The following is a 21,099-nucleotide window of genomic DNA, read 5'->3' as shown; positions in this document are numbered from 1 at the left end:
GAAAAAACTGGCCGGGCACCTTTCAGTTTGGTCATTTATATAACCATCAAAAAAAGCTTGAAAGTGAACTGATTTCTTTTTATGTGCTTGATAATTTGAAACATAAATTTGTAGCTTCAGTAAATCAGCCGGTTTTCGGAAACTTTTTTGCAGATATTAAATTTATACTTCAGGACAGGGAGGGCACGTACACAAAATATTTAAATGGAAATTATGAGAACGAAACCAGCTACAAGCCTTTTTGGTTGGTTGATACAAAAATTTCATGGCAAAAAAACAATTTTTCAATTTATATTTCTGCCAGTAATTTGTTTAACAAAAGCTATTTCGACCTGGGAAATGTGGTTCAGCCGGGAAGATGGGTGAAAACAGGGATACGTTATTCAATTTCTTTCAGGTAAAAAACGGAATAATTTAAAGCATCAATCTCAAGCCAACATTAAACCCCATTCCTGTGCGATTCAGAAATGTATGATAATAATCGAAATTTGGCTGGATTACATCCCGGCTTCCATTCATTAATACCGAATCGATTAATAAATAATAGGTGCCCGATCCAATAATTTGAATGTTATGACGAATGTTAATTCCCACCCTGGCGCCAAATTCTGCAAAATTTGTTGAAATCAGGTTATCTGAATTTTCCCATCGGGCGTATTCTATTCCATATCCTGCAAATGGGCCCCAGTGCAAAAACCGAAGAGGATAATAATCTTTTCCGAAACCTAAACTACCGCGTCTAAATGTGAAATTCTCGGAATTTTCGCTTAAATTGTAAGAGTCTTTTTTTTGTGCTGCTTCAAAATAAATTTTTACCGAAGTAAGGCCTTTTCCTGCTTTTTCGGGGAGGATCATGTCGCCCAAATTACGAGAAAAGTAATATTCAACTCTTCCTGTTGTTCCCGAAAATCCGTTGTAGGTGTTTCCTGCAATCAGGTTTATTCCTGTTCCCTGATTTTTCTTCAGGTAAGCATTTTGACCATTTATTTGTTTTCCTGAAATTTGATAAAAAGCAGTCCTAAACTGATTTTCGGATTGAATGTTTTGGACATAAGGCGTTTTCATAGATTTTACAACAGCTATTTTAACTGGTTTTACTGTACCGTCTTCCTGAATCGAATTTTTATAAACTGTATAACGGCGATCAAATTGCTGGCTGTTTTTTCTGTCAATATAACCAATAATGTATGAACCTTGTCGTTCCAGTTTGTAAGTTTGGTTTGCAGCAGCAGAGTCTTGTTTCAGATTGCCTGCTGTAATTTCTGTTTTTGCAGAAATCAGTTTAGGAAGTTTTTCATCATTTTGCTGAACTAAAAGCTGCAATGAATCATTACCAGATGTTGCGTTTAATCCATTTGATTTTGTAAAGAAAAAAAATACAAATACCAGGGATACAAAAAAATATTTCATGCTAAAAAGTTTCTCTTTAATTGTTCATTAAGAATAAAAATACTCAATGCGGAAAAAGTAGTGAATTAATTTGAAATTAAAATACAACGAAAATTGAATTTTGAAATTGTATAATTAGGAAGATTGTTTTTCGAGCCAATCAAAAATTGTATCTTCGTCGCAAAAATTAATCATGTTAAAAGGAATATTATCAATTTCAGGACACCAGGGACTTTACAAACTTGTAGCTGAATCGAAAAACAATATTATTGTGGAATCACTTGAAACAGGGAAAAGAATGCCTGCTTACACCACAACAAAAATTTCAGCGCTTGAAGATATTGCCATATATACAGATTCGGCTGACGTCCCTTTAAAAGACGTATTTAAAATAATTTTTGAAAAGGAAAACGGGGGAGAAGCTTTGGGGCATAAAGAGTCAGCAGAAAAGTTGAAAACCTATTTCAGCGAAATTTTGCCTGAGTACGACCGCGACCGTGTTTATGTATCGGATATCAAAAAAGTATTGTTGTGGTATAATATTCTCCAGGAAAAAAATATGCTTGATTTTTCTGAAGAAGAAACTGAAGAGCCGAAGGAAAACGGAGAGGACGGGGAAAAATCTTCAGAATAATTTAAGATGTTTTGAAACATCCAGGTTATTGCGTTTTTCGTTTTCTTTAAGCAATAATTCAAAAAGTTTTGTAGTGGCAAGTGCATCGCCGGCTGCCCGGTGCCTGTCGTTTATTTCAATACCTTTTTCAGCACAAATTTTACCTAGTGAATAAGAGCTGTACCCAGGTATAAGTTTTCTGGACAATTGTACCGTACATAAGGTTTTTCTGTTAAAATCATACCCCAACCGTTTAAATTCTTCTTTTACAAATTTATAATCAAAATGAACATTATGCGCCACAAATATTCTTCCTGCCGTCATTTCAACAATTTTTCGGGCAATTTCATAAAATCGCGGGGCATTTTTTACCATTTCGTTTGAGATACCCGTTAAACGGGTAATAAAAAGCGGAATATCCATTTCAGGCTTTACAAGCGTTGAAAAAGAGCCAGTTGTCTCAGTACCATTGTGCTGATATATGGCAATCTCAGTTATTTGTCCGTATTTATAACTGTTTCCGGTAGTTTCTATGTCAATTATTGCAAACAAAATTCAATAAATTCACTATTATTATAAAGAAATATATAAATTTGTTAAAAAAATAGCCTAATCATTTCTTTAATTGCAGAAAAGGCTGTTGAAAAAATAAAATTAATTTTTAAATTGTCAAAAAATTTTAGAACTTCTAATAAAATTAATAATTATGAAAAAATTTACACTTTTTTTCTTTTCAGTTTTAATCACTGGAACTGTTTTTGCCCAAAATGCTGATAAAAAGTGGGCAATAGGGTTAGGCCCTGGCATATACCAAAATCTGGAAAAGAATGAATTGAATTTCATGGCCGATTTCTATTTAAGCCGGTATTTAAGTCCTTCTTTCGATTTAATGCTTAAAACACCCGCAGGTTTTAACGATGATGGTGTTGACATGTTCAATCCTTCATTGAATTTCAGGTATAAATTGTACAATGGTAATATTTTATCTGAAACCAGTTCAGTACAGCCTTACCTGTTTGCCGGACCTGGAATGTTATGGGACAACATGACCAATGGTGTGAATTTTAATGCCGGTATCGGTTCAAAATTTGCACTTAGTCCCAATACCTCACTTTTTCTTGAAGCCGGTTATATTCATGGTATTGATGCAGAAAGACACATCGATAACGAGTTGACAGGCGTTCATGATAATTTAATGAAGGTTTCAGGTATTATTGAGTTTGCATTTGGTGCAGCAAAAGATTCTGATGGCGATGGCGTACCAGACAGGAAAGACAAATGCCCAGATACTCCTCCGGGAGTTCAGGTTGATGAAGATGGTTGTCCGCTTGATCGTGATGGTGACGGCGTTCCTGATTACAAAGACGATTGCCCGGATGAACCAGGTGATCCGAAATTTAATGGCTGTCCCGACCGCGATGGTGATGGAATTCCTGATAAAGACGACGATTGTCCTGATACACCGGGATTGGCAAAATTCAATGGCTGTCCCGATACTGACGAAGACGGCGTTCCTGATAACAGGGATAAATGTCCTGATACACCAAGAGGTTGCCCGGTAGATGCCGATGGTTGCCCGCTTGATTCTGACGGAGACGGTGTAATTGATTGCGAAGACAAATGTCCAACTGTTCCTGGTCCTGCTTCTAACGACGGTTGTCCGGACGAAGAAGAACTTGAAATACCTGCCGTTTATTTCGATTTCGACAAAGCTGAATTGAGACCTGAAGCACAAACTGAACTCGACAAGCTGGTTGAAACTTTAAGCAATAGCAGGGAATACAACATTGTGGTTGGTGGTCATACCTGCGATATTGGAGCCAGCAACTACAACATGAAACTTTCTGAAAGAAGGGCACAGTCAGTTGTTAAATACCTGCTTTCAAAAGGAATCAGCAATACGTATGTAGGCTCTAATTACTATGGAGAAGACAAACCTGCAGTTCCGAATTCCTCAATCGATAACAGAAGGAAAAACCGCAGGGTAGAATTTGAAGAAGCTACAATTAAAAAATAGCGAAAAGATTTTATTTTAATAAAAAACCTTGCCTTTGGGCAGGGTTTTTTTTTGCCCTTCAAAATGATTTGTTAAGTTCTGAAAATCTTTGTTCTGCCTAACATCGTAAAATATTATCTTTGCCACTCTTAAAAATTCAGTAAATGAAACGAGCATGGCAAAATTTTGCTGCACATATAGATTATTATAAAGCGAGTACCATCGAAATGCGTTAGCATTCTATCGAATACCGTTAAGATAAATACTAATAATGAGGTAAATTCCTTTAAAAATAAACAATTATAATGAGATGAAAATTGAAAAGTTGATACAATCTGGTGTAATTGCTGCTTTAAAACGATTATATGATTTTGAACCTGATGATAATTTGGTTCAATTGCAAAATACCCGGAAAGATTTTATTGGCGACATTACGCTGGTTGTTTTTCCGTTTTTAAAACATTCAAAAAAACGACCCGAAGACACCGCAACAGAAATTGGAAAGTATCTCGAAAAAAGTATTGACGAGGTAAAATCTTTTAATGTGGTTAAAGGTTTTCTTAACCTCGAAATAGACGATAATTATTGGTTCAGTGAAGTTTTGAGTGCATGGAAAGATGAATCCTTTGGCATAGCAAAACCATCAGAAAACCAGGAATTGGCTATGGTTGAATATTCATCTCCAAATACCAACAAACCACTTCATTTGGGACACATCCGGAATAATCTGCTTGGATATTCCATTTCAGAAATATTAAAGGCAAATAATTTTCAGGTTGTAAAAACAAACATTGTAAACGACCGCGGAATTCATATTTGTAAATCGATGCTGGCCTGGCAAAAATGGGGAAACAAGGAAACTCCTGAAAATACTGGGAAAAAAGGAGATCACCTGGTTGGAGAACTGTATGTGGAATTTGACAAACATTACAAGGCAGAAATTGCTGAGTTAATAAAAATAGGACTGACTCAAAAGGAGGCTGAAGATCAGGCACCTTCCATTCAGGAAGCCCGGGAACTATTACGAAAATGGGAATCAGGAGACCCGGAAGTTGTAGAACTTTGGAAAACAATGAATGGTTGGGTTTACGAGGGATTTGACATTACGTATGAAAAATTGGGAGTCGATTTCGATAAAATTTATTACGAATCGGAAACCTACCTTGTGGGTAAAGAAGAAATTTTGCGGGGTTTAAAAGAGGGAATTTTTTATCAAAAAGAAGATGGTTCGGTTTGGGCTGATTTGACCAGTGAAGGACTTGATCATAAACTTTTGCTTCGAAGCGACGGAACCTCAGTTTATATGACCCAGGATATTGGCACAGCAAAAATGCGGTTCAACGAATATAAAATCGATAAAATGATTTATGTTGTTGGAAATGAACAAAATTATCATTTTCAGGTACTTGCTATTTTATTAGATAAATTGGGGTTTGCCTGGGGAAAAGGCCTCCAGCATTTTTCTTACGGAATGGTGGAGCTGCCCTCCGGTAAAATGAAATCGAGAGAAGGCACCGTTGTTGATGCCGATGATTTAATGGAAGGAATGGTTAAGGTGGCTCGTGAAATGGCTCAGGAATTAGGAAAACTCGATTCCCTTTCGAATGAAGAGGCTGAAAAAACCTATGAGATGATTGCTTTGGGTGCCTTAAAATATTTTATGCTGAAAGTTGATCCTAAAAAAAACATGTTGTTCAACCCGGAAGAATCTATCGATTTTAACGGGAATACAGGTCCGTTTATACAATATACACATGCACGCATAAAATCGGTTCTGCGAAAAGCATCTGAAAAGAACATCGAATTCAAGGAAGAACTTGTTACTTTACCCGAAGAAATTTCTTTCAAGGAAAAGGAACTGATGAAACGAATAACATTATTTCCGGAGATTGTAAAAGAATCAGGTACCAATTACAGCCCGGCAATTATTGCCAATTATTGCTTTGAGCTTGCTAAAGAATTTAACCAGTTCTACCACGACCATCCTATACTTGCAGAAAACAATGAACCCAGGCGAGATGTAAGGCTTTTAATTTCTGCCACTGTTGGAAAGGTTATAAAAAGCGGAATGAAATTATTGGGAATTGAAGTTCCCGACAGAATGTAAAAGGGGGTAAGCACCCCCTTTTTAATAAATATTATATGAGATTTAATGGTTGAAGGAAAAGCACCTTCTTATTTATAAGTTCTGATTTTTGAGAAAAGGTTACCCTCAAATTCAAAAAAAATGAAAAAACAACAAAAATTGTCGGCATATCTCCTTGATTAATGCCAATTTGTCAGAAATATGAATTTAAATATTTGGAAATTTTTATTCAAAACTGAAATATAACAGGATTTGGATTATTAAATTCTGCTATTTTTACATTTTCGTGCAAGTAGTTGTTTTATAGCAAGTTCGAAGCATCGGGACTAAATTTGCAGAAAAAAAATTTCACTTTTTATAAAAATGAGGGTTACCTTTTCTAATTTTAGCGAATTATATAATAGACGGATATGAAGAATTACAATGATGAGCAAATCCTGAAAGGGATATTAAGACATGATAACTTAATTTTGCAACACATCTACAAACAGTTTTATTACCAGGTTAATTTATTTATAAAGAAAAATTCTGGAACCGAGGATGATGCAAACGATATTTTTCAGGAAGCGATAATTGTCATCTACCGTAAATTGAAAGAAAACGATTTAGTTTTCGAAACGAGTTCTTTTCAGGGTTATCTTTTTTCAGTTTGCCGGTTTTTGTGGCTCAAAGAGCTTGAAAAGCGAAGAGTAGAACAGGAAAAGATTAACGATACTTTGCCCTTCCAGGAAGATATTTACGATGACAGCCTGGTTGAGTTGGTAGAAAAAAATGAAAAGTATGGTTTATACCAGAAACATTTTAAAACCCTGAGTACAGATTGTCAAAAGCTTTTGCAACTATTTTTCGAAAAAGTCCCGCTTGCTGAAATTGCAAGGATTATGGGCTATAAAGGCGAAAAATATGCAAAGAAGCGGAAGTTTAAGTGTAAAGAACTTCTGATTAGCAGGATTAAGCAGGATACAGAATTTAAAAAAATACTTGAAGATGATACCTAAAACAAAACACTTTGAATGGATTGAGGATTATTTAATGGACGCCCTCAGCCAGACAGAAAAAAAAGAATTTGAAACAGAACTACAGAGCAACAGCCAACTTAGTGAAGAAGTAAAATTCGAAAAAGAAGTTCAGTCAGCCATTACTGAAAAAGATGTTCTAAACCTTCGGGAAAAGTTAGAAACAGTTTCAAAACAAATAAAAGAAGGAAACACCCCTTTCAATCTTTTAGATGGTTTTGAAAACATTCAGCAACTTTCCGAAACTCTGCCCCCGGAAGAATTACTTAAATTTTACGACTCACTCCCCAAAGCACATGTTTACCAGCATGAAATGGTTTCAAACGAAAATATTCACGAGTTTTTCAGGGAACAAAATATTCCCGGGCTGGAAAATGATGTGATGTTTGATGATTTTGATGAAGGCGATATCGAACTGGAAGGTTTGGAAGAAGCCATCCTGGAAAAAGATATTTTAAATCTTCGCAATACGCTGGTTAAGGTGTCTGCATCTGTCCGGGAACAATGTTCTGCCGATGAAATTGACCGTTACCTGAATGGCGAACTTATTGGAAAAGAGCTTGAACGTTTTGAACAGGAACTGGCCGTTAATAGCATTCTTCAGCGCGAAGTTGCCATTCACCGTGAACTTGAAAGTGCCCTTTTAGAGCTGGACGTGATGAACCTCAGAGATGAAATCTCTCACCTGATGGAAACAGAAACATCGTGGAATGTTACTGAAGTACAGATTGAAGATTTTATTTCAGGTTCACTTGAAGGGGAAGAACTGGAAATGTTTCAGGCCGAATTAAATGAGAACACAGATTTGAAAGCCGAAGTTGCTTTGCGGCGAAATATTGATTTGGCTGTTGGAGAAAAAGATGTTCTCTCTCTGCGTGATAAACTTCAGAATGTTCAGCACGATGTTAAGAATAAGGAAATAAAATCGCTGATACCTGACACCAAAGTTCAGCAAATGAACTGGTGGAGGGCAGGAGTTGCAGTTGCCGTTGTATTATTTGCCTTTGCCGGCATTTTCAGAAATGAATTTGGAAATATTAATCACACTTACAATCAATATTACGAACAACCTGAATGGGCACCTCAAAGGTCGGTAACTTCCGATTTGGGATTCTTGCAACAGGCAAACGGATATTTTGTAAATGGTGAATACGAACAGGCACTCCTTTTATACGATAAAGCCATAAAAGAAAATGATGAAAAATTTGTCTTTCAATTTTATAAAGCTGCCAGCCTGCAAAATCTCGAAAAGTTTGAAGAGGCTATTCCCGAATATTCAAAGGTGATTGAACATGGAGACAATATGTTTGTTGAAGAAGCAGAATGGTATAAAGCGTTGTGTTATTTAAAACTTGAAAGAAAAGACATGGCAAAAGAGCAACTTCTTGCCATAATAAACAGAAACGGTTATTATGCTGGCGATGCCAAAGCAATTTTAAGGAAAACCAGATTTTTATTCTGATGAATTTAATTCGTTAAACTTGATATTTCACATTCTAAATTAGTTCTTTAATAGACTGAAAACACCATCGGAATAAAGCGTTAAACTTGAAAACCACACATTTTTACAAACGCTTTTTTCGGTTCATTTAAATAAAAATAGTTCGTTACTGAGAACCACACATTCTAATTCATTCTCTTTTTTCGGGCCTTTTTTAATCTGATGAACTGATCGGTGATGATACCAGCAAACGCCAGAATTAACAAACCAAAGAAATAGTAATCGTAACTTCTGAACAGAGGAATTGAGTTACCTATGCTCACATATCCCAACCAGTAATGGGGATGAGCCATTCGGGGATTTGCATTTTCGAGATAATTCAATTTTGCCAGCCGTAGCGCCTCATCGGTAGATCTGCCTTTTTTCAGATTTTGATAAAATGAACTCATTATTTTTGTCCCGGCATTATCCTCAACCTCCCAAAGAGTCATAACAATGGTTGGGCAACCGGCGTAAAGAAATCCCCTGGCAAGACTCATAACACCTTCTCCCTTTCTTAAATTTCCACTCCCGGTATTACATGCGCTTAAAACAGTTAACCGGGCGTTAATATCAAGGTTGTAAATATCAGCAGTATTCAGCCATCCATCTTTTTGTGGCTCATTATCATTGTTTTGTGCAAAAGCAAAACGTGAAAAAGCTGGCAATGAATCATTGATAAAAGCATGCATTGCAAGGTGTAATATGTCGTAATTATGGCTGTATTTTCTGAAATTCTCTTCTGTTGCATTTTCATTTCTAAAAAGGTTAACCTTAATTTCACTGGCAATTAAATCTACTTCGCGCTGGACCCCGGGCAATTGCGTTAAAATTAATTTTTCATTTTCAAAAACAACCGTATCGGAATTGTATTTTGGAGCAAAGGCAAGCAATCTGTTTTTTGCTTTTCTTTGAGGATTGTTAAACTTGTATAATAAGTTAGCCGAATAAGCATAATTTATTGAATTTCTTTTTATTAAATAGGGCAGGAGATTGAATTTAATGGTCTCAGTAGTGTCAGGCATTTCAGTTAATAGTGCATCAAAGGGAAGGTAATTTAATTTGCCATCAGGAATGATGGTAATTTTTTTATTTTGAATTTGGTTTGAAAATGGTTCAATTAGTTTTGTGTAAAGGTTAAAAGCCGCAATACTAAATTCTTTTGTGTTGTCGCTTCTGGTAAACAAATATCCAGGGTTTGACATAAACCGGAAGGTTTCTTCTACATTTTTTATAAACGAGGAATCAATATCAATTTTATGAAAGCTAATTTTTTCTTTTGAAATGAAAAATGCATAGAGCTCTGGTACAGAGTCTGTTTCGTTTAAAACATATTCTATTGCTACTTCGTTGCTTTTTAATTTTTGTTGTACCTGTTTTGTTGTAATTGTAGCATCAGCATATTTTAATTCAAAATAATCGCTGTAGTTGGTTTCCAAAAATTGAATCAGTTCGTCGCGTTCTTTTTTTAACTGAAACAGAGTTGAATCAGCCATGTTTATCTCTTCATTGTCAGGTGTTTCTGCATTTCTCAAATTATACAAATTTTCATTCTGATTTGTAATTTGAAAATTCAGCGTACGCTCGAGTTCTGTCAGGCTGTCCGGAACCAGGCTGTTTTCGCTGGCCAGTTGTGCAGAAAGCTTGTCGAATACTGAACTGGCTTTCATTCGTTCAGCATTTGTAAAAGCAAATTCTAAAATTTGTGGGTTGGGTTCAATTGTCAGCGCGTTGTAAGCTGTTTGAACAATTTTAGCAAATGTCTCTTCTTCCAGCTCGTTTAACTGTATTTTGCTCTCGTCTGAATAAATTTCTTTTCTTGCCTGTTGAATTAAGTTTGCTGTAAATTCATAATATTCAAGAGCTTGTTCAATAGATTCCTTTCTTTTGATGTGAGTTGTGTTGGCATAAATATCAGAAATCTGAGTATAAGTATCAGCAATTAGTTTCAGCAATTCAAGACTTTGAGTTAAGGAAGCCGTATTCTCGATGGTTGCGGAAACGTTCAACAGCCTCTCTGGGTCTGTTCCCAGCGCTTCTAAGCCCTTTTTATAGTAATTTACAGCCTCCAGCAGGTTTAATGATTTTTGTTGTCTGAAGTCTTCTATATTCTTTGTTTCAACAATTATGTTTTCATTTAAGAATCCCTGGGTTTTGTTGAAAAATGAAAGAGCTAATCCTTCAGAAATATTATTTTTATTTAGAATATTTTTTGCTTTGTTAAGTTCATTTTTAGCTTCTGTCAGATTATTGCTTTTAATAAGAAAATCAGCAAAGTTTAGATATTCAAAAACAATATTAGGATCATTACTTGAATAATAATTTTCGGCATAATCGATAGCCATCTTATAGCTAAATAATGTTTTATCATATTGATTCAATTCTTGATAAATTGCAGCTGTAAGACTTAAATAGAGAAGTTTAGTGTCTGCATAAGAATTTTCAGAATATTTATCAATAATCTTAAGAGCTTCTTGATAGTTTTTAAGTCTGAAATAGATATCAGCAATTGTATAATAAACATCAGCAATGTTCTGGATGTCAGAATTTTGATCCTTTAAAAAAATGGTTACTGCTCTTTGAGAATACTCAAGGGCTGTTATAAAATTTAATTTACTTTTATACGTATTACCTATATTATTATATAAACGGGCTAATGCAAGTTCATTTTCATTTAAATTAAATAAGTAGGCCTCCTCAGCATTTAAAAAATATTCGATAGATTTATCCAGATTCCCTAAATTTTTATATGTTATTCCCAATGCATTTTGAACAACTCCAAATTCATAACTTTTTTGTGTATAAATTTTTTCTCGGATTTGGGCAGAAATTAAAAATGAATCAATGGCAGCCTGGTAATTGGAATTTCTAAAAAAATTAATCCCTGAATTATAGGTATTTTCTGCCCGAATTGAATCAGTGTAAAGATTGTTGCTAAAAGCTGATAATGAGCAAAATATGCCAAGAATAAAAGTGAAATTCCAAATCCTTTTTTTTGCCATATTGTTTAATTTGTCACTGGTAAAAGTAATTTTTTTTCATTTTTTTTCCAATTCGAGGGTTACCTTTTCCTCTTTTTCGGAATATATATATAGAATGTGTGTTTTTCAAGTTTAACGAATTAAATTTATTTACGATGAAAAGGTTTTTTAACAATACCGAAAAAAAGAATTTCCAAAGTTTTGAAGTGTTAACATCAAGCGAAATGCTGAAAGTGCGTGGTGGTGGTGATACAAGACCAGTTACCAGGGATAAAGACATTTTTGAAGGCGAAACCCGCTAATTTTTTCAATATATTTATTTTTTCACTTTTATTATTCAGGCAGGTACTCTGTTCGGCCGTTATTGTTGATTCAATTTGCCACTGAATAATTCATATTTTGCATAGGTACATTCCAGTGACCCATTGTAAAGGGTTAATTTTTTGCCTGGTTTTAAACCTACATTTTTTAGGTATTCTTTTGATGAGGTTAATATCCATGCCGTGTTACCTGCAAAATGGTGCTTAAGTCGTTCCCCAATCATTGCATAAAGTAAATCTATGTTTTCTTCCACTAATCTTTCTCCGTAAGGAGGATTTATTATTATTGTAGCATTATTGCTGTTAACTTCCATATTTTTCATGTTGCATGTTTGAAAATCAATGAATGAAAATACCCTGGCCCGTCGCGCATTGGTTTGTGCAGTTAAAACACTTTCTCTTGAGATATCAGAAGCATAAATCTTTTTTGTGAAAAGTTTTGTTTGATAGTTCGCTTTAATTTTTTCGAAAAGTTGTGAATTATAGCCTTGCCAGTTTTCAAATGCATATTCTTTCCGAAACCTGCCTGGTGGAATATTTTGTGCAATCATTGCCGCTTCAATGGGCAGAGTTCCTGAACCACACATTGGGTCAATAAAATCGGTGTTGCCATTCCAGCCCGAAAGAAGAATCATACCGGCTGCCAGAACTTCACTGAGTGGCGCTTTACCCTGACTTGCCCGATACCCCCGCTTATGCAATGATTCTCCCGAACTGTCGAGTGATAAGATGCAGGTATTTTTGTTGATATGCACATGGATAAAAATCTCAGGATTTTGAGTATCAACATTTGGTCTGGTTCCCTTTTTTTCTCTGAAATGATCGGCAATGGCATCTTTAACTTTAAGTGATGCAAACATGGAATTCCGAAATTCCTTGGACTGGGATACAGCGCTGCTTACAGCAAAGCTTTGGTTAACTGTAAAATATTTTAACCAGTTAACTTCCTTACATCTTAAATAAAACTGATCTATATCTCTGAATTGAAATACGGCAATTTCTTTCAAAATTCGTATAGCAGTCCGTAAAAAGTAATTTGATTTATATATTAATTCAAGATCGCCTTCATAAAATACGGCTCGTATTCCTTCTTTTATATTCTTTCCGCCAATTGCTTCAATTTCTTTGGCCAAAACCGGTTCAAGTCCTGTAACAGTTTTTGCTGTAAGTTTGAATTTTTCCAAAATGATTAATATTAAAATTAAATGCCTAATCCATCGGTAAATGTAAGTTCTTTTGGTCGTGACTGTATAATTTTTGAATAGGGTGGGATATTTTGAGTTACCCAAACATTTCCTCCGATTACCGAACCTTTTCCGATGGTTATACGGCCAAGAATTGTTGCGCCTGAATATATGACTACATCATCCTCAACAATCGGATGCCGCGGAATTCCTTTAATGGGATTGCCATCTTCATCAAGCGGAAAACTTTTAGCGCCAAGCGTTACACCCTGGTAAATTTTTACATTGTTGCCAATTATGCTTGTGGAACCAATTACAACACCTGTTCCATGGTCAATGGTGAAACTTTCGCCTATTTGTGCACGCGGATGAATATCTATTCCGGTTTCGCTGTGTGCCATTTCTGAAATAAACCTTGGAATAAGTGGAACTTCCAGTTCAAGTAATTTATGAGCCATACGATAGTTTGTTATCGCACGGATTCCCGGATAGCAAAAAATAACCTCTCCAAGGTTACGTGCAGCCGGGTCGTTCAAAAAGATGGAATTTACATCAGCTACCAGTTTACGCCTAATTTCAGGAAGATATTCGATGAAACTTACTGCAATTTCCTTCGCTTTTGCTGTATGTTTTTTTACTTTGTCGGCATTTCCATCCTGACACTCAAAACACATTCCGGCTAAAATTTCCTGGCTAAGTAGTTCATACAATTCATCAACATAAACTCCCATATAATGGCGCGTAGTGTTGGGTCTCAGAGAGGTACTTCCAAAATATCCGGGGAAAAGTATTTCCCTGACCATGTCAATAACCTTTTGAAGCTTGATGATGGAGGGCAAAGGTTCTCCCAATCTGTGTTCGTGGCAAACTACATCGTATGTTGAAGGATCGCTCAGACATTCAATTGTTTGTGATAACCTGGTATCAAATTCCATGACTGTCATTTTTTATATTTTATGGTTGGTTACAAAAGTAACTAAATCATCTCAATTTCTCTTTTGGTTTCTGAACAAGTGAGATTTTGTTTGGTTTACTGCGGGTCTAATTGTTTCAATTGTTTGATTGCATTTTGCAGTCGGGTTTTATTTTTATCGGTAATAATTTTAAAATCAAAACCATAGTGGTTAATGGTTTCAATATACCGTTGCTGCAGGTAAAGCCTTTTGTCTCCTCCATTTTCGCGAACAGAATCTGGTTCCCACGGCAAATCGGTATCGCAAACCAGAAAAAGGTCTATTTCAGTTTTTTTAATTTCGGAATCGAGCCATCCGGGCACCTTAGCAAATACTTCTTCAAACCAAATTTTGGTAATAATCAGCCAGGTATCAGAAAAAATCCAGGGGATGTTCGATTGTTTAAACTCATTCAATTGCTGAATTTGGTTCTTCGCAATTAACTCCACATCACCATAATTATACTTTCTTCCCAGGTTTTCAATATAACTTCTTGCAAATTCAGGAATGAAAGGTACCTGAAAATGTTTTGCCAGTCCTTGGGTGAGCAGGCTTTTCCCGGTTGATTCTGCGCCTGTAATTATTATGGTTCTCGATTTTGTTTTCAATTTTGTTCTTTTAAATCCTTTTTCCATTCAATGTACCCCAAAAAAGCCATAACAGTGTAAACAAGGAATAAAATTACTGTTGGCCAAAGGTCTTTATGAATATACAAACCGGCTGAAAGCAAATCTACGAAAATCCAGATGAGCCAGTGTTCGATGAATTTTTTTGCCAGCATCCAGGTTGCAGTTATACTTAATGCGGTTGTTAATGAGTCCATGTATGGAACGGTAGAATTGGTAAAGTTGAGCAAAATAAAAAGCAAAATGGCATAAATTACAATTGTTGCCAGCAAAAGATTTATTAATAATTTTTTTGGAGTTTTTCTGGCCAAAAGTTTTTTCTGTTGACCGACAGAACTTTTTTTGCCCCCCTTCAACCAAAAATACCAACCATAAATGCTGATGGCTACATAATAGACCTGTAAGCCCATATCGGCGTAAAACCCTGATTGATAAAAAACAATGATGTAAAGCAATGACGTGAAAAGGCCGGTTGGCCAGGTTAAAATATGTTGTTTAATTGAAAAGAATATGTACAAAAGCCCCAGAAGGGCACCAATCAGTTCAATTTTGTTTTCCCACAGCCAGGCGGTTAAAAACTCTGTCATTATTTATTTATTCTGCCGAAACCAGAAGATTGGTGTATTGTTCCTTATTTTTAATTACTTCAAGTGCTTTTAATATAGCCTCGTCGTCCTCAAAAAATATTTTGTAAAAATCATTTCGGGAAAAAATATCGCGGGCAATAAGTGCCTTTACTTCTTTTTTCATGGTATCCATCGTGAAATTGAGGCTTTCCAAGTCTTTTTCAATTCCTTGCTTTTCACCTTCAGCCAATATTGTATTTACCATTTCTTCAGTAACTTCAAAATTGCGGTTGTAATTATCAAATCCCGGATATTTATTTTTTATTTCAGACCGGTTTTGATCAACATAATCGAGTACAAAATTGTAAACAATGTTGTTTCTTCTTAAACGATTATAATACCTGTAGTGTGACGAGGTATCCATTGGGATAAAAATATCGGGCATAACTCCACCGCCGCCGTAAACATCACGTCCGTTAATCAGGGTTTTGAATTTAAGCGAGTCGGAAAGATGAATACTGTCGGCGCTGAATAACTGGCCGGTACTAAGTCTGTCAAGATAGTCCCTTTTATATTCATCCATCCCATTTTCATAAGGTTTCTGAATATTTCTGCCACTGGGAGTGTAATAGTGGGCTGTTGTTAATCTTACAAGCGAACCATCAGTAAGGAAATAGGGTTTTTGAACCAGTCCTTTTCCGAATGAACGTCTTCCTACAATCAAACCGCGGTCCCAATCCTGAACTGCCCCTGAAACAATTTCGCTGGCTGATGCCGATGATTCATCAACCAAAATAACAAGATTGCCTTCCTTGAACAAGCCTCCTGTAGTGGCTTTGTATTCTCTTTTCGGATCGTTTTCACCATCAGTAAATACAATTAATTTGTTGCCGTCCAGAAATTGATCCGATATTTCTATAGCTGATTTAAGGTAACCACCTCCGTTTCCACGCAAATCGAGAATCAGGTTCTGAATATTTTGTTTTTTAAGGTCATTCATTGCTTCCCCAAATTCTTCTGTGGTAGTGGCCGAAAATTTATTTAATTTGATATATCCGGTTGATTCATCAAGCATAAATGAGGCATCGAGACTATAAATTGGAATTTTATCGCGAATGATTGTAAAACCAAGTGTTTCATCTATATTACGGCGTAAAACTTTAATTTCTACTTTGGTACCCTTGTTCCCCCGCAGCAAGTCCATAACATCGGTGGTTGAAATGCCGGTTCCGGCAATAGTTTTCCCATCAACCTGAACAATCCTGTCACCGGCTCGAAGACCTACTTTTTCTGATGGACCTCCGGGAATGGTTTCAGTTACCAGCAGTGTATCTTTGAAAATATTAAATGTGATGCCAATGCCTTCAAAATTGCCTTGCAGTGGTTCATTCATTTTATCTACATCTTCTTTTGAAATATAAACAGAGTGAGGATCCAGTTCGCTCAGCATGTGGACTATGGCTTTTTCAGTCAATTCATCAACATCAGCAGAATCAACGTAATATCCATCAATCAGGCGGAGAAGCCTGGCAAATTTCATTTGGTTTTTTTGAACTGACTCTTGTGCACTAATTTCTGTAGCAGGCTGAAATGCCAGAATGGTTATCAATATTAAAACCATTGCTTTAATGGATTTAATTTTGAAGGTATTTTTAATTGAACTATTCATTTTATATTCTTTTTAAACTGTAAATTTTAAAACGTTTATTCCCACTCAATTGTTGCGGGTGGTTTTGAGCTAATATCGTAAACAACACGGTTAATGCCACGAACTTTGTTAATTATTTCGTTTGACATTTTTGAAAGGAAGTCATATGGCAGGTGAACCCAGTCGGCAGTCATTCCGTCGGTTGAGGCAACTGCTCTTAAAACCACAGTGTTTTCGTAGGTGCGTTCGTCGCCCATAACGCCAACGGATTGAATGGGGAGTAAAACTACGCCGGCCTGCCAAACTTTGTCGTATAATCCCCAGTTTTTTAATCCGTTAATAAAAATTGCATCGGCTTCCTGAAGCATATTAACTTTTTCGGGCGTAACATCACCTAATATTCGAATTCCAAGTCCGGGGCCCGGAAAAGGATGGCGACCCAGCAATTCTTTTTTAATATTTAAAGCTTTCCCCACGCGGCGCACCTCATCTTTAAAAAGCAAGCGTAAAGGTTCAACCACTTTCAGGTGCATTTTCTCAGGAAGCCCGCCAACATTGTGGTGCGATTTAATGGTTGCAGAAGGGCCGTTCACCGAAACCGATTCAATGACATCGGGGTAAATAGTTCCTTGTGCAAGCCATTTTACATCCTTGATTTTGTGTGCTTCGTCATCGAAAACTTCAATAAAATTCCGACCAATTATTTTGCGTTTCTGTTCCGGATCGGTAATTCCTTTCAAATCATCCCAGAATTTTTGCCGGGCGTCCACGCCAATTACATTCAACCCCATATCTTCATAAGAATGAAGAACTGTTTCGAATTCATCTTTTCGCAACAGTCCGTTGTCCACAAAAATACAGGTGAGATTGCTGCCAATTGCCTGGTTTAACAAAACTCCTGTTACCGATGAATCAACTCCACCCGATAATCCAAGCACCACTTTGTCGTTTCCAAGCTTTTTCTGAAGTTCATTTACAGTGGTTTCCACAAAGGATGAGGGTGTCCAGGTTTGTTCGCACCCGCAAATATCAACTGTGAAGTTTTTTAGTACTTGTTGTCCTTCGGTTGTGTGGTAAACTTCAGGGTGAAACTGGATAGCATAGGTTTGCTCATCGTCAATTTTGTATGCTGCAAAATTTACATCTTCAGTAGATGCCACCACCTTATAATTTTTGGGGAGTTTAATAATAGTATCACCATGCGACATCCAAACCTGGGTATGCGGAGTTATATTTTTAAAAAGAGGGCAATCGTGGTCAATAAATCCCAGTTTAGCCCTGCCATATTCCCTTGAATCAGAAGGTGCAACCTCTCCTCCAAAAAAGTGGGCCATGTATTGTGCGCCGTAACAAATTCCCAGCACGGGCAATTTCCCCTTTATGGCTGAAAGGTCGGGGCGGGGAGCTTCCGGATCGCGCACAGAAAAAGGACTTCCTGAAAGAATGACTCCTTTAACCGATTCATCTATTTCGGGATAATGGTTGAAAGGATGAATCTCGCAGTAAATATTCAGTTCGCGAATTTTACGGCCAATGAGTTGTGTATATTGCGAACCGAAATCAAGAATCAATATTTTTTCCTGCATGAATTTTAATTTATGATGATTGCCTTTGTTCAATCCACAAAAGTAAAAATATCAAGGTAAAATCGGGTGCTTTGTTTTCTGAAAGAATTTAAAATTAATCAGAAATAAAATCGTTTAAAACAAAGTGATGATCAATAATTGTTATTTTTGAACGAATTTTTTAAACTGATTTTTAAATGAAGATTGCATATTATTTCCTTGTAATGCTGTTTGTTACTGCAACTTTCAATCAAATTTCTGCGCAGCAGTTAAAGGAAAATGAGATAGTTGTTATTCAGGGTGAAAAATATGTGTTACACCAGGTACGGACTGGTGAAACCATTTATTCCATTAGCAGGCAATTTAAAGTTGACACACAGGAACTTGTAAATCAGAATCCACAAATTAGCGAAGGATTAAAAATAGGGGATGTCCTGAAAATTCCATTTAAAGAAGAAGCTGAGTGGCAAAATATTCCTGCAAGTCCGAAAGGAGATCCTGAATATTTTGAATTTTATACCATTACATCAAGAACTGAAACTCCTTACTTTATTGCGAAAGAATTTGGTGTTACGGTTGAAGAAATTTATGCATACAATCCGGAAGTTACCCGGTTTAGAAAAGGTACAAAACTGAGAATTCCGGTATGGACAACTGAAGAAACTACCCCAACAGTTGACCTTCCTGAAAAAGCACCTGCTGTAGAAGAAGAAAACAGAGAACTGATTATGCATGAGGTAAGGCAAGGAGAAACATTGTATTCGCTCTCCCGCAAGTATAAAATTTCGGAAAGTGAAATTCTGTTTTTTAATCCCGGAGCACGCGATTTAAAAGCGGGTAGCGTAATTTACCTGCCAAAAACCGGAGTGGAACCGGAATTTAGAACACCATCCGACAGGATTTCCAATACCATTGACGAAACCCTTACTGCACCTTTGGTTGAAGCAGGCAATTATTTTGACCACACCATTGTTTCGGGTGAAACGTTGTGGTCAATAACACGCAAGTACGATGTTTCTGAAGAAGACCTGAAAAAAATTAATCCTGTTTTGGAAACAGGTTTTCCGGCTGGTGTAACCATTAAAGTTCCGGTAAGAGAATCTGAACTCAGCAACGCTGAACCGGTTAATGAAGACGCCTTTTTGCGTCACCTGGTTCAACCCGGCGAAACTTTGTTCCGATTGTCTTCGCAATATAACCTGACAATTCCTGAAATACGGAAGTTCAATCCGCAACTGGCAAACCGAAATCTTGTGCAGGGCGAAACGCTTTTAATTCCCAGAAAACCTGACGAAGAAATCGTTCAATTTATGGACAACATTTCTACTGATTCAGTGAAAACAGAAACTCCTTCATTTGAAAGTGAATTTTACGACATTGAATTACCGTCAAACATTCCTGAAGAATGTCGTCCCGGGCAAAATCCTCTGGCCACAGCAACTACTTACGATGTAGCCTTGTTCTTACCCTTATTTATTGATGCCAACAACACATTAAACAACGAACCTGTAAAAGAAAAGCCGGATATTGATTCACTCTTTTATTCAGAAAAAATTTTACCGGAAGATACTGTAATTGAGCGGGATGAGCCCAGGGAAATGTTTTATGGATTTTACCGCGACAGTGAAAATTTCCTGCAGTTCTATGAAGGGGTTTTGCTGGCTGTAGATTCTCTCAGAAAGGCTGGAATGAAAATTCGGTTAAATGTTTTTGATACCCAACAAAATCCTGATTCCATTCGGAAATATATTTATGCAGATGGTTTTTTGGAAACCGATTTAATTATTGGACCGGTTTTTCTGGAGGTGCAAAACGAAGTGGCAGCAATTGCTTCAAAAAACCGTATCCCGATGATTTCTCCGTTATCATCCCAATCGCGTGTTCTCACAAGTAATCCTTATTATTATCAGGTTAATCCGTCGCGTGAGTTCCTTGCTGCAAAAACTGCTGAGTTAATAGCAGAAGAATATTTTAACAGCAATTTTGTTGTGGTTAAAACAGTTAATTCCGGAGGCTTGTACGAAGAAAAAGTGGTGGATATGGTGCAGGAAAAGTTGATTCATTCGGGCTACTGGGGCCAGCCACAGGGAATGCAGTATCATGTTTACGATTTCAGTAAGGAAGGTGCATTTGGTTTAAACCGGATACTTTCTCCTGAAAAAGAAAATGTAATTTTTGTTTCTTCTATGAATGAGGGAGACCTGAGTTTGGTGCTTTCCAATATTAATAACCTGGCTGATGATTTTTCTGTAACACTTATAGGTTTTAATCGTTACGAACAGTTCGAAAGTATATCAGACGAGTTTTTTCATAATTTAAAGTTGCATTACATTGCACCTTACTGGGTTGATTATTCGCATCCTGAAACTGTGAGGTTTCTAAAGAAGTTTAAAAAACATTTTTATACTGAACCAGGAAACTTTGGCATGCAAGGTTATGATGTATCTTTTTATTTTCTGAATGCATTGTGGAATTACGGAAAAGATTTTGAAGAATGCCTGCCATACCAGCAGGTTCATCTCTCTCAGGGAAATTATAATTTTGAAAAAGTATCTCAGTTTGGCGGCTACATGAACCAGGGAGTTTCGGTTATCAGTTACAAACCTTCTTTCGATGTTGTTCGCAAAAGGGTAATTGGGCCTTACCGGTTTGCTCAAAAATAAAAGGGAGTTCCGG

Annotated in this window: 16 protein-coding genes and 1 pseudogene; 8 read left to right on the top strand and 9 right to left on the bottom strand. The window is 36.5% G+C overall.

The window, feature by feature from the left end:
* Window positions 1-401, top strand: a pseudogene (locus ACESMA_RS18890) (hypothetical protein); the annotation flags it as partial.
* Window positions 402-414: 13 nt separating this feature from the next.
* On the opposite strand, the gene ACESMA_RS18885 reads toward ACESMA_RS18890, so the two are convergent.
* The gene (locus ACESMA_RS18885) at window positions 415-1,410 is read right to left on the bottom strand and encodes a hypothetical protein (protein WP_372950427.1); all 996 of its coding nucleotides are present in this window, start codon (window positions 1,408-1,410) and stop codon (window positions 415-417) included.
* 172 nt (window positions 1,411-1,582) lie between these two features.
* On the opposite strand from ACESMA_RS18885, the gene ACESMA_RS18880 reads away from it, so the two are divergent.
* The gene (locus ACESMA_RS18880) at window positions 1,583-2,023 is read left to right on the top strand and encodes a DUF5606 domain-containing protein (RefSeq protein ID WP_372950426.1); all 441 of its coding nucleotides are present in this window, start codon (window positions 1,583-1,585) and stop codon (window positions 2,021-2,023) included.
* Here ACESMA_RS18880 and ACESMA_RS18875 read toward each other — a convergent pair.
* Window positions 2,015-2,554, bottom strand: a complete 540-nt coding sequence (locus tag ACESMA_RS18875; RefSeq protein ID WP_372950425.1) for a PolC-type DNA polymerase III — start codon at window positions 2,552-2,554, stop codon at window positions 2,015-2,017. The two genes, ACESMA_RS18880 and ACESMA_RS18875, sit on opposite strands and share 9 nt — an antisense overlap.
* 154 nt (window positions 2,555-2,708) lie before the next feature.
* Here ACESMA_RS18875 and ACESMA_RS18870 point away from each other — a divergent pair, with 154 nt between their 5' ends.
* The 4 genes from ACESMA_RS18870 to ACESMA_RS18855 all read left to right on the top strand — a co-directional run bounded on the left by ACESMA_RS18870 (window position 2,709) and on the right by ACESMA_RS18855 (window position 8,562).
* Window positions 2,709-4,019, top strand: a complete 1,311-nt coding sequence (locus ACESMA_RS18870; RefSeq protein WP_372950424.1) for an OmpA family protein — start codon at window positions 2,709-2,711, stop codon at window positions 4,017-4,019.
* Between the two features lie 289 nt (window positions 4,020-4,308).
* Window positions 4,309-6,105 carry an arginine--tRNA ligase gene (gene argS / locus ACESMA_RS18865; protein WP_372950423.1) on the top strand — a complete coding sequence of 599 codons (1,797 nt, stop codon included), beginning with the start codon at window positions 4,309-4,311 and terminating at the stop codon, window positions 6,103-6,105.
* Between the two features lie 389 nt (window positions 6,106-6,494).
* Window positions 6,495-7,082 carry an RNA polymerase sigma factor gene (locus ACESMA_RS18860; RefSeq protein WP_372950422.1) on the top strand — a complete coding sequence of 196 codons (588 nt, stop codon included), beginning with the start codon at window positions 6,495-6,497 and terminating at the stop codon, window positions 7,080-7,082.
* Window positions 7,072-8,562: a tetratricopeptide repeat protein gene (locus ACESMA_RS18855; protein ID WP_372950421.1), complete on the top strand. Its 1,491-nt coding sequence runs from the start codon at window positions 7,072-7,074 to the stop codon at window positions 8,560-8,562. The genes ACESMA_RS18860 and ACESMA_RS18855 overlap by 11 nt, the downstream gene beginning before the upstream one ends.
* A 164-nt stretch (window positions 8,563-8,726) precedes the next feature.
* Here the strand turns inward: ACESMA_RS18855 and ACESMA_RS18850 are convergent, their stop codons facing one another.
* Complete coding sequence (locus ACESMA_RS18850; RefSeq protein ID WP_372950420.1) at window positions 8,727-11,582, bottom strand: CHAT domain-containing protein; 2,856 nt, start codon at window positions 11,580-11,582, stop codon at window positions 8,727-8,729.
* 134 nt (window positions 11,583-11,716) lie between these two features.
* On the opposite strand from ACESMA_RS18850, the gene ACESMA_RS18845 reads away from it, so the two are divergent.
* Window positions 11,717-11,863 carry a hypothetical protein gene (locus tag ACESMA_RS18845; protein ID WP_372950419.1) on the top strand — a complete coding sequence of 49 codons (147 nt, stop codon included), beginning with the start codon at window positions 11,717-11,719 and terminating at the stop codon, window positions 11,861-11,863.
* Between the two features lie 59 nt (window positions 11,864-11,922).
* Here ACESMA_RS18845 and ACESMA_RS18840 read toward each other — a convergent pair whose 3' ends face one another.
* From ACESMA_RS18840 to guaA, 6 genes are all read right to left on the bottom strand, one after another.
* Entirely contained in the window at window positions 11,923-13,065 is a 1,143-nt protein-coding gene (locus tag ACESMA_RS18840) for a class I SAM-dependent RNA methyltransferase (protein ID WP_372950418.1), read from the bottom strand.
* 17 nt (window positions 13,066-13,082) lie between these two features.
* The gene (gene epsC, locus ACESMA_RS18835; protein WP_372950417.1) at window positions 13,083-14,000 is read right to left on the bottom strand and encodes a serine O-acetyltransferase EpsC; all 918 of its coding nucleotides are present in this window, start codon (window positions 13,998-14,000) and stop codon (window positions 13,083-13,085) included.
* A 95-nt stretch (window positions 14,001-14,095) separates the two neighbouring features.
* Window positions 14,096-14,626 (bottom strand): AAA family ATPase, encoded by a 531-nt coding sequence (locus ACESMA_RS18830; protein ID WP_372950416.1) that lies wholly within the window; start codon window positions 14,624-14,626, stop codon window positions 14,096-14,098.
* On the bottom strand, window positions 14,623-15,231 hold the full coding sequence (pnuC, locus tag ACESMA_RS18825) for a nicotinamide riboside transporter PnuC (RefSeq protein ID WP_372950415.1): 609 nt from the start codon (window positions 15,229-15,231) through the stop codon (window positions 14,623-14,625). The genes ACESMA_RS18830 and pnuC overlap by 4 nt, the downstream gene beginning before the upstream one ends.
* Window positions 15,232-15,238: 7 nt before the next feature.
* Window positions 15,239-16,879 (bottom strand): S41 family peptidase, encoded by a 1,641-nt coding sequence (locus ACESMA_RS18820; RefSeq protein ID WP_372950414.1) that lies wholly within the window; start codon window positions 16,877-16,879, stop codon window positions 15,239-15,241.
* Between the two features lie 35 nt (window positions 16,880-16,914).
* Complete coding sequence (gene guaA, locus ACESMA_RS18815) at window positions 16,915-18,444, bottom strand: glutamine-hydrolyzing GMP synthase (protein WP_372950413.1); 1,530 nt, start codon at window positions 18,442-18,444, stop codon at window positions 16,915-16,917.
* Between the two features lie 176 nt (window positions 18,445-18,620).
* Between guaA and ACESMA_RS18810 the strand changes: the two genes are divergently transcribed.
* Window positions 18,621-21,086, top strand: coding sequence for a LysM peptidoglycan-binding domain-containing protein (locus tag ACESMA_RS18810; protein WP_372950412.1), 2,466 nt, complete (start codon window positions 18,621-18,623; stop codon window positions 21,084-21,086).
* Window positions 21,087-21,099 lie beyond the last annotated feature (13 nt).

It is taken from the genome of Mariniphaga sp. (assembly GCF_041687215.1).
Classification (GTDB): Bacteria; Bacteroidota; Bacteroidia; order Bacteroidales; family Prolixibacteraceae; genus Mariniphaga.
The sequence above is the reverse complement of the archived record's forward strand: the minus strand, read 5'-3'. Positions and strand labels throughout refer to the sequence as shown.